The organism is Gracilimonas sp. (genome assembly GCF_035704785.1).
In the GTDB taxonomy this organism is placed as follows: Bacteria; Bacteroidota; Rhodothermia; order Balneolales; family Balneolaceae; genus Gracilimonas.
The window spans coordinates 1-10,417 of the sequence record NZ_DASSWP010000218.1 but is presented as its reverse complement, the minus strand read 5'-3'; the positions used below and the strand labels follow the sequence as shown (position 1 = coordinate 10,417).

Below are 10,417 nucleotides of genomic sequence, written 5' to 3'. Positions count from 1 at the left end.
TAACCGGACTCCTAATTCACCATTCAAACCGAAACCTGATTCAAAATAGGCCGTTAGATAAGGACTTAGTATCTGTGAGCCCTCGTCTATCCCATTGAGTTCAAAATTCAGCTCCTGTATATTGAACCCGGCCAAAAAGCGTACACTTTCAAATTTGTTATACATACCGAAAAGATCTGAATTCAAAAGTGAGGCCGACGGATTGAATACTCCAAAGGCATCCGTGAACTTTCGTTCTGTCTGGGTGAAAGTAGTGGCATGTCTAAGTTCAAGGTCACCTGTTTCATAATTCACCCGGGCTCCGGTGTTCAATAAACTTGCTTCATACCGATTATCTCCATCTGCAAATGCCCCGGCGTCATAATCACCGTCATAGTCTGAATAATTTAGAAACGGGGTTATGGTGAATCCTTCAAAAGCATCTAAAGAAATTCGCGTTGATATTGCCCGGCGTTCAAAGCCATCTTTATTAAAGCCTGAATTTTGACCCGGCTCTGCTTCTGTAATTCCCTCCGTAAAATCTCTGGAAAGATTTACAGAATATCCCAGAATGCCTGATCTCCCATTAGCTCCTAAAGAGAGCTCGTTTGTATTGAAAGATCCGTATGCGGTTTTTGCATGGAATTTAATTTTCTCATCCGATGACTTCCTTGTAATAATATTTATTACTCCGGCAATGGCATCAGAACCGTATAAGGTACTCATGCTTCCTTTTACTATCTCGATGCGCTCCACATTCTCCAATGGGATCAAACGCAGGTCAAAAGCCCCCCCCTCACCGGAAGGATCGGAAACAGGAAATCCATCGATCAAAATAAGAGTGTATTGGGTTGATGCCCCCCGCAAATAAACCGATTTATCTTTCCCCGGACTTGATAAAGCCCCGTTTATTTGAATACCACTTTGTTGATTCAAAAGCTCTGAGATGGAGGAACCGGCATTACGTTCAATTTCCTGCCGGCCAATAACCGTAACAGGTTTTGTAGTCTCCCGTTCTCCGGTTTCGGTTTTTGAAACGGTGACCACAATTTCACCTAAGTCGAGAGTATCTGCAACTTGGGAAAACCCCACTTGAGAAACCGCCAGTAAAAATATAAAAGCTATGGTTGTTTTGTAATTCATAGTATCATTTTAAAGTTCTGAAATTAATTTGACGGGTAAATAGCTCTCATCATCTGAAAATAACATACAGGTATAGCACGGCCATAAAAAAATCAAGCTGTGTAAAATCCCGGTAAGAAATAAGATTTTGAAAACATAAATCTGAAACTGCACATCCTTTTACCCGAAAGAGGTGCGTCGGTTAAATGATGGCAGGTCTCCTGGCTTTCCGTTGGCAGCGCCTTCCCGTCTCATATTTTGAAACAGTGGCAAAGGTGAGGCTGCAGGTAATCCGCCAGTGGCGGATTCGGATTACAGTTGCGGGAACAGCTCTCGTATCTCACGAGATTCCCTTTTAACTCCGGGCGATTTTACGTCTGCCCGAGACCATCATTAATTGAATTTGAAACTAACCACATTGTCGCAAATATCAAATGAAACTTTTGGAATTTCTGATTTTCGGCCTCAATAGCAGAATTACAGATTCCTTAATTTATAACACTGTGCTTATTCATACATGCTCACAGAAAATTTAATCCATCTATTCTATTACAAACTTTTATTGCAAAATAATCTGTCATAGATAGCTTGAGCCTTATTTATTAAAGGTTTCTAGGTATAAACACCTAGAACAAAATTTAGGTGTTTTGCTCAATTTAGACTATAGCAAAAATTGGTTATGTTGGGTACAGATTATTGCAGATCTCGTTGGTTATCACATTTAATTCGTGATTTGGATTTATACTGATCAGGTCTTTTAAAAAAATGAGGTTTATTATTATGAGTACAGTTGAGAAAATTTCAACAGGCATTTCGGGGTTGGATGAGGTTTTAGATGGGGGACTTATTCCCAAGCAATCCTATCTGATCCAAGGCGGTCCGGGGACAGGAAAATCAACCATTGGATACCATTTTCTGGAGCAAGGTGTCAAGGACGGTGAATCTTCATTATATATCTCCTTTGGTGAAAGTAATGAACACGTTCATGTTAATACCAAAAAATTAGGGATCAACCTTAAAGGGGTTCACTTTTTAGACCTTAATCCTGAAACCGATATCACCAAAGATTTTGATGCTTATTCTGTTTTCTCATCTGCTGAAGTTGAGTCATCTTCAATTTTCGAACCTATTGTAAAGGCCGTTGAAAAGCATCAGCCTAAAAGGGTGTTTCTTGATTCTATAACCATGTTTCAGTTTTTGAATCAGGATCCCTTCCAAACCCGAAATATGGCGCTTGCCTTTATCAAATATATCTGCAGCAACGGAGCTACCTTAGTAATGACCTCGGAACTCTCTGAAAAATCAACAGAAAAGGAAGCAACTTTTTGGGTAGATGGCATCATGAATCTTGTATTCGCTGATTCCTGGAGAAAATTAAATGTCGTAAAATACAGGGGGTCTGATTTCAGAAACGGCAATCATGCTTTCAAAATAAATAGTTCTGGATTTATTGTGTTTCCCGCCCTTTCTCCAAATAAATACAGCCGAAATTTTATAACCGAGCCCGTCTCATCAGGTATAAAAGAACTGGATACACTCCTGAATGGCGGAATTGAGCAAGGCACAACCTCACTTGTAACCGGACCCAGTGGTGTCGGTAAAACAAATTTATGTGTACAGTTTTTAAAAGAAGCAGCTAACCGGGGCGAACGTTCAGCTATCTATACTTTTGAGGAATCAAAGGAAGTCATCGTTAAACGGTCCGAATCCATTAATGTACCTATACAGGGTATGTTAGATAAAGGGTTTTTGAAGATCGAATCTATTGAACCTTTATCATATTCACCGGATGAATTTTCAAAAATGGTAAGAACCGATGTTGAGGAAAATGGCACTAAGTTTGTAATGCTGGATTCTATTGGCGGTTATGGAATGGCTGTAAAAGAAGAGAATACGCTTGAGCGCCTTCATTCTCTTACTGTGTATTTACAGAATATGGGCGTTACCACTTTCCTTCTTAACGAAACAAAAAGTATTACCGGTACGCTGGAGGCCACTAATATCCATGCCAGTTATCTCGCAGACAACATCATTTTTCTACGTTACCTGGAAATGGAAGGCGAGCTTCAAAAAGCTATCGGTGTGCTGAAGAAGAGATTAAGTGATTTCGAGAAATCCATCCGAAAATTTGATATCACAAAAGACGGAATTCATGTAGGCGATAAACTTACCGGATTCAAGGGAATTTTAAGCGGTGCTCCCGAAGCCCGGTAATTCAATAATTGATTATAAAATCAACTAAACCATAATGGTCGAATATATTTCCATAGATCAAAAAGCCCTCGGCAGCAAGTCTACCATCTTGCTTTCGTTGAATCGGTCTGCCGACCGAAGGCTGATCAAGAAAAATATATCCGGTGATTTCAGGGTAATTGATAGCTTAGATACATCACTTTCGTCTTCAGGTTTCGACCTCTGTATCACTGACCTGCAAAGTTTTCAATCCAACAGAAAAGAGTTAACGGAATTGAAAAACGAAGCTCTTCCTGTTTACCTACCGATCATACTCTTAGTTGAAGACACTCGCATCCTGAAGAATCATCAGGCGGTATGGGATCTCGTTGATGATGTCATCGAAATTCCCGTACCTATGAAAATGCTGGAGATGAGGGTTAAAAATCAGCTGCGAAGCCGAATGCATTCCCTGCAAATTGCGAGGCAAAATGAGAAACTCCATATTCTTGAAAAGGCAGTTAATTCAACAAATGTTGGTATTACTATAACTGATGCTAACAAAAAAGATCAACCTATTGTTTTTGTAAATGATGGCTTTACTAAATTAACCGGCTATACACGTGAAGAAATTATAGGGAAGAATTGCCGTTTCCTGCAAGAAGATGACCGGGATCAAGACGTATTGAAAGATATGCGGGATTATATCAAGAATGGCAAAAAAGGGCGAAGTATCCTCCGTAATTATAAAAAAGACGGAACTCCTTTTTGGAATGAACTTTCTATTGCCCCTATAAAAGATAAACACCATGAGGTTTCTCATTTTATTGGTGTGCAGAATGATGTGACAAAGCTGATTGAGACTCAGGAAGCCCTTAAGGATGAAAGAGATTTACAGCAACTTGTAACTGAGAATTCTACGGATATGATCTCCCGGCACTCTCTTGATGGCACTTATTTGTATGTAACACCATCCAGTGAACAATTACTAGGCTATACTCCAGAAGAATTGGTTGGTAATAATGCCTTTGATTTTTTCCACCCCGATGATTTTGAACTTGTTGATGAAGCTCACAAAGTACTTTACGAGAACCCCGGTAATAATGAGACTGTTACTGTTGCTTATAGAAAAAAAACCAAATCAGGGGAGTACAAATGGGTAGAGACCGTAAGCAGGGCTTCACTTAATCCCGAGGATAATACCATAGTAGAGATCCAATCCAATACCAGGGATATATCAACTCGTAAGAAGCATGAACAAGAACTTGAATATGCAGTCCACGAAAAAAATGTGCTGCTTCAGGAAATCCATCATCGTGTCAAAAACAACCTCGCAGTTATTTCTGGCCTGTTACAAATTCAGCAATTTGAAACAGAAGATGAAGCTCTCAACAAGATACTTGGCAACAGTGTTTCCCGTATCAAATCCATGGCACTTATCCACGAGAAGCTGTATCGCTCTAAGTCGCTAAGCCATCTTGAGTTTGATGACTACTTAAAAGACCTCATCTCTACTATTTCAAGATCTCAAACTCATAATAACAACTTCGAGATACAGATAGAGTCTGATAAAACCATTTTAAATGTAAATCAGGGAGTCCCCTGTGCACTGATACTAAATGAGATTATATCCAATGCAATTGAACATGCTTTTGTTGGACGAGAGCACGGTACTATTTGGGTAAGTTTAAAAGAAAACGGTGACCGGATAACCATTTCAATAAAAGATGATGGGATAGGAATTCCGGATGGATTACTGGAAAAAAGAAGACAATCAATGGGCTTAACCATCATACAGACCCTTATTAAGCAACTACATTCAAAACTTGAAGTTATCGTGGATAATGGCACAAAATTCAGCTTCTCATTTGAAAAGCAAAACATCAAAGGTGCTCACAGCCGATTTGTTTGATCTGCCTGATTTATAGTTTTTGTAAAAAGTAAATTATTTACATTGACTTACTGGCTGATTCTGCTAATAATTCGGGCGGCTAAATAAGATCTACTAACCCATTTATTACAGAATATCATCATGAAAAAGCTCAATAAAATCATGCTTTTTGCCGGAGGACTAACTTTGGGTTTCCTTCTGGCCTTCACTCTCATCCAGGACAAAAATACTCCCATTACTTCGGCAATGATCCAAGATGCCGCTTCCGTTATAGGGCTTGAATTCACACAAACTGAGAGGGACACGATGATCGATGCTTTGGAAGATACCCGTGAAGACCTCGAGGCTATCCGGGACTTAAAACTAAATAACTCTACTCCGCCTGCCATCAATTTCAATCCTATTCCCGTTGGAAAGCGATTTAATTTTCAGCAGCGAGCACAAGTCTGGGATCTTCCAACTAATGTTGAGCTTCCCGAAGATCGCAACGAATTAGCTTTTTATACCATCGGTGAATTGGCTTCACTTATAAAAGATCGTAAGATCTCTTCTGTTGAATTGACTGAGTTTTTCCTTGACCGCATTGAAGAACATGATGATAAACTTGAGGCCATAATAACAGTGACCCGGGAACGCGCCCTGGAAAGAGCCGAACAAATGGATGTGGAATTGGAACAGGGTATTTACAGAGGCCCGTTACATGGAATTCCTTACGGTGCCAAAGACCTGTTGGCAGTTGAAGGATATAAGACCACTTGGGGTGCAGCTCCATATAAAGATCAGCAGATCAATGAGACAGCAACCGTTGTTAACAAACTAGATGATGCTGGCGCGATACTTATTGCAAAAACGACCCTTGGGGCGCTCGCTTATGGAGACATTTGGTTCGGTGGGCGTACCAATAATCCCTGGAACCTTGAACAAGGTTCAAGTGGATCTTCTGCAGGGTCTGCCTCAGGTACTGCGGCAGGATTATTCCCATTTGCGATCGGGTCTGAGACCTTAGGTTCATTGGTATCTCCTTCAACAAGAAACGGTACTACTGCGCTTCGCCCAACCTACGGCAGAGTGAGCAGAACAGGAGCTATGGCTTTAAGCTGGACGATGGATAAAATTGGCCCTATCACCCGAAGCGTAGAAGATGCAGCAATAGTTTTTAACGCTATATATGGGCCGGATGGCATTGATCAAACCATCATTGACTTACCTTTTAACTACAATGCAGATCTGGACATCAAAACGCTGCGGATCGGCTACTTAAGATCTGCATTTGAGCAAGATTACTGGAATAAACAAAGAGACAGCCTGGTTCTGGAGACCTTTCGTAATATGGATGTGGAATTGATCCCAATCGATCTTCCTGATTATGAAGTTGGACCACTCCGCCTGATATTAACCGCTGAAGGTGCCGCTGCTTTTGATCAGCTTACACTTACCGATCAGGATGATATGATGCAATGGCAGTCTCCCAATGCATGGCCAAATACATTTCGTGCGGCTCATTTTATTCCGGCTATCGAATACATCAATGCCAACCGTGCTCGTTATGAGCTGATTCAAAAGATGGATTCAGTAATGCAGCAAGTTGATGTGTATATCTCTCCTGCATTTGGCGGCGGGAATTTACTGATCACTAATTTAACCGGACATCCAAGCGTGGTTCTACCCAATGGCTTTACGGATGGAGGGAGCCCGACAAGTATTACTTTTGTGGGAGATCTTTTTGATGAAGCATCTTTATTGTCAGTAGCAAAAGCTTACCAGGAAGCTACCAACCACCACAAAAAACATCCTCCCCTATTTATAGATTGATCTGCTGCTGAAAATGGAATTAGAAGCACATTATGAACAGCTATGGGTTAATGCTATTCAAAAATTCAGATCCGGCGAATTCAAGCTGGATCATAAGATCAGCGATCCGGCAGATGACCGTTATGGATTGACTTTACTAATACGTCCCACGCTTGAGATCAGGCTTCGGATCTCTGAAATGTTGCGTGATCTGCACCCTCTTGCACCTGATCAATATTATTATCCGGTCTCAGATATGCACATCACGGCACTTTCTATTATTTCATGTCAACCGGGTTTTACCCTCCAACAAATTGATACCAGTGAATACATCCAGACCATTCGATCCGCTGTTGATCAGATCACTCCTTTCCAGATCAACTTCCGGGGCCTCACTGCTTCGCCGTCTGCTTTAATGATCTGTGGTTATCCGGAGAATGAAAGCCTTAATAAGCTGCGAAATTTACTTAGAACATCATTCGAAAAAACTTCTCTATATCACACTATTGATAAGCGATACAAATTACAGACTGCTCATATTACGGCTCTTCGTTTCAGTAATAAGCTTTCCGATCATGAGAATTTTGTCCAAAAGCTCCAATCTATTAAAGACATTTCATTTGGAATAGACACGATTCAGGAATTAGAATTAGTGGGAAATGACTGGTATCAAAGAAAGGAGAAGGTAACTCCGGTGAAGAGATTCGTTATTTAATAAAAATTTATCCGGCAATACCCCCCCCACTCCTATTTCAAATGTGAAGGTTTTAATTTATCTAAGCGATGCTACTCTTTCAGCATTTATATATAATGTATCAATCCGTGATTTTCTATATTGAAACAACATCTCAAAAGATCATTACTAATGGAGACATCTTATAAAGTTCCTGACAAAACCCGAATTGGCCATGTTCATTTAAAAGTTGCTGACTTGCAACGCTCTTTAAATTTTTATTGCGGACTGTTAGGCTTTGAGTTGATCACTACCTATGGAGATCAGGCCGCTTTTATTTCTGCAGGAGGATACCACCACCATATTGGATTAAACACGTGGCAAAGTAAAGGTGCACCTCCCGCGCCAAAACGAAGCGCTGGCTTGTTCCACACGGCTATCCTCTACCCTACCCGAAAAGACCTTGCTGAAATTCTTCAGCGGCTTATTGATGCCGAGTATCCGATCTCCGGAGCTTCTGATCATGGAGTTTCCGAAGCCATCTATTTGGACGATCCGGATGAAAATGGAGTTGAATTGTACCGTGATCGCCCCGAAAGTGAGTGGCCACGGACGGATGATGGCAAAATAGAAATGTTCACCAAATCACTTGATCTTGAAGATCTGATTAGTGAGTTAAAGTGAAGTGAGCTGAATTTATTTACTGTATCCTAATATTAGAGCCATTATCTTTATCATCTTATTCAAATCAAAAACTTCTTCCATGACCAAACTCATTACTTTTCTTTCGATTTTTATCTTCGGTTTTTCTTCCAGCACCAGTGAAACCTTGCGTTGGGGACAGATAGGACACCGTGCCACAGGCCACATTGCCGAACAATACCTCACCGAAAAAGCGGCTGCTGAAGTAAACCGTGTGTTGGGAAATGAAAGTCTTGCGGAAGTAAGTACCTGGATGGACGAAGTTCGCTCTGATGGCGGCTACGACTATATGGCTCCATGGCACTATGTAACTGTCCCGGCCGGTGAAACCTATGAATCGGCCGAAAAAAATCCTGAGGGAGATATTATCTGGGCCATTGATAAAGTGGTCTCTGAATTGAAAGAAGGTGGATTAACACCAAAGCAAGAAGCTGAAAATTTAAAAGTCTTGGTTCACCTTGTAGGTGATCTCCATCAACCGCTTCATGTTGGTAACGGAACTGACCGAGGAGGAAATGATGTCAGGCTTCAATGGTTCTGGGAAGAATCTAATTTACACCGCGTTTGGGACAGCGAGATGGTCGATGACAAACAGCTTAGCTTTACCGAATTATCAAGGTTTATCAATCATCCTACCCAAGAACAAATTGAAGAATGGCAAAACAGTTCGGTATTAGAATGGGCCTACGAATCTCAGGCATTACTGCCTCAGGTGTACGATATGCCCGAAAACAAAGAACTTAGCTACGAATATGCCTACAAAAACTGGGATACCGTTGAAATGCGCCTGTTAAAAGCAGGGGTACGTATGGCCGGCTTGATCAATGAGATCTATAGGTAAGTGAAAACATTAAGAGTGTTAAAAGTGAGCTTTAACTCCGAATAGCTGCTAAATTTTAAATAATCTCTATCACTTTTTCACACATTACTCCCAAATAAAGTTTGGTATTGGGCAGAAATAAGGAGACCTTATAAGTGCAAATTAATTAAAGGCAACATCGGTATTTTTTCATTTAGTACAGTAATAGTTTCCCTTCTCTGGTTTGTATAACTAACATTTAATTCTCGCAGCCGATTTTAGAAATGAAATATGCTCATTCTTTAAGCATATAGTACACTGTGCCTGCGAACAACACTTATATATTTATATTATGGAATACGGTAAAGTAAAATGGTTCGATACTCAAAAAGGTTTTGGGTTTATCCAACCTGACAATGGTGACAAAGACATTTTTGTTCACCGAAACAACATTGAGAACCTCGGATTTAACGAAGGCATCAATGATGGCGAAGAAGTTGAATTTTCTGTGGAAGAAACTGACAAAGGCCTTAGCGCTACTGAAGTTTATATCCTCGAATAATTTAACAATTCGAAGAAATTAGAGCCCCGATCATTAAGTTGTTCGGGGCTTTTTTTGTGCCTATGCTTTCCAGTTTATTTTCTAAGACCATTCCCTTCTGTCCCATAAAGCGGTAATTTTGATCGTCACTCCTATTCTTAATCAAATCCGCTAATGAAACCGACTATCATTACTATTATCTTGCTCACGCTTAGTAACGTTTTTATGACCTTTGCCTGGTATGGACATCTCAAAGAACTGAACACCAAACCCTGGGTCATTGCTGCAGTGATAAGCTGGGGTATTGCCTTTTTTGAATACATGCTTCAGGTGCCCGCTAACCGAATAGGTTATACCGTAATGGGTATCGGGGAACTGAAGATTTTACAGGAAGTGATTGCTTTAACGGTCTTCGTACCCTTCGCTCTTTATTACATGAAGGAACCTCTCAAGCTGGATTACCTTTGGGCAGCACTATGCATTCTAGGTGCCGTATTCTTTATCTTCAGATCTAAACTTTTTGGAACATAAAAAAGGTCACCTACCAGATGACCTTTCCAATTGAATAAATAAAATATTTAATCTCAATATTTAGCCGGCATTCCTTCTTCAGGCATTGAATTTCGGATAAATTCCCGGATATCCTCATTAGATGTAGCAAGGTCTTCAGCTCGCAAATACATCATGTGTCCGGAACGGTAACCTTTAAATGACATGCGGTCTCTTAACTTTCCACTCGGGTCTGTG

Annotated in this window: 9 protein-coding genes, 1 pseudogene and 1 riboswitch; of the genes and pseudogenes, 8 read left to right on the top strand and 2 right to left on the bottom strand. The window is 40.5% G+C overall.

The window, feature by feature from the left end; genetic code table 11:
- Nucleotides 1-1,122, bottom strand: a 1,122-nt coding sequence (locus tag VFM80_RS12510) for a TonB-dependent receptor (RefSeq protein ID WP_395072169.1), incomplete at its 3' end; no start/stop codon positions are given.
- 173 nt (nucleotides 1,123-1,295) lie between these two features.
- A riboswitch (cobalamin riboswitch) is annotated at nucleotides 1,296-1,508 on the bottom strand.
- Nucleotides 1,509-1,881: 373 nt separating this feature from the next.
- On the opposite strand from VFM80_RS12510, the gene VFM80_RS12505 reads away from it, so the two are divergent.
- The 8 genes from VFM80_RS12505 to VFM80_RS12470 all read left to right on the top strand — a co-directional run bounded on the left by VFM80_RS12505 (nucleotide 1,882) and on the right by VFM80_RS12470 (nucleotide 10,201).
- Nucleotides 1,882-3,315: an ATPase domain-containing protein gene (locus tag VFM80_RS12505; RefSeq protein WP_395072167.1), complete on the top strand. Its 1,434-nt coding sequence runs from the start codon at nucleotides 1,882-1,884 to the stop codon at nucleotides 3,313-3,315.
- Between the two features lie 34 nt (nucleotides 3,316-3,349).
- A complete protein-coding gene (locus tag VFM80_RS12500) occupies nucleotides 3,350-5,185 on the top strand; it encodes a PAS domain S-box protein (RefSeq protein WP_395072165.1) in 1,836 nt (611 codons plus the stop codon).
- Between the two features lie 120 nt (nucleotides 5,186-5,305).
- Nucleotides 5,306-6,976: an amidase gene (locus VFM80_RS12495; protein WP_395072163.1), complete on the top strand. Its 1,671-nt coding sequence runs from the start codon at nucleotides 5,306-5,308 to the stop codon at nucleotides 6,974-6,976.
- Nucleotides 6,977-6,989: 13 nt separating this feature from the next.
- The gene (locus VFM80_RS12490) at nucleotides 6,990-7,670 is read left to right on the top strand and encodes a 2'-5' RNA ligase family protein (protein WP_395072161.1); all 681 of its coding nucleotides are present in this window, start codon (nucleotides 6,990-6,992) and stop codon (nucleotides 7,668-7,670) included.
- A 150-nt stretch (nucleotides 7,671-7,820) separates the two neighbouring features.
- A complete protein-coding gene (locus VFM80_RS12485) occupies nucleotides 7,821-8,312 on the top strand; it encodes a VOC family protein (RefSeq protein ID WP_395072159.1) in 492 nt (163 codons plus the stop codon).
- A gap of 79 nt (nucleotides 8,313-8,391) precedes the next feature.
- Nucleotides 8,392-9,171, top strand: a complete 780-nt coding sequence (locus VFM80_RS12480; protein WP_395072157.1) for a S1/P1 nuclease — start codon at nucleotides 8,392-8,394, stop codon at nucleotides 9,169-9,171.
- A 310-nt stretch (nucleotides 9,172-9,481) separates the two neighbouring features.
- Entirely contained in the window at nucleotides 9,482-9,691 is a 210-nt protein-coding gene (locus VFM80_RS12475; RefSeq protein ID WP_395072156.1) for a cold-shock protein, read from the top strand.
- A gap of 153 nt (nucleotides 9,692-9,844) precedes the next feature.
- On the top strand, nucleotides 9,845-10,201 hold the full coding sequence (locus tag VFM80_RS12470) for a DMT family protein (protein ID WP_395072155.1): 357 nt from the start codon (nucleotides 9,845-9,847) through the stop codon (nucleotides 10,199-10,201).
- Nucleotides 10,202-10,254: 53 nt separating this feature from the next.
- On the opposite strand, the pseudogene VFM80_RS12465 reads toward VFM80_RS12470, so the two are convergent.
- A pseudogene (locus VFM80_RS12465) lies at nucleotides 10,255-10,417 on the bottom strand (carboxypeptidase); the annotation flags it as partial.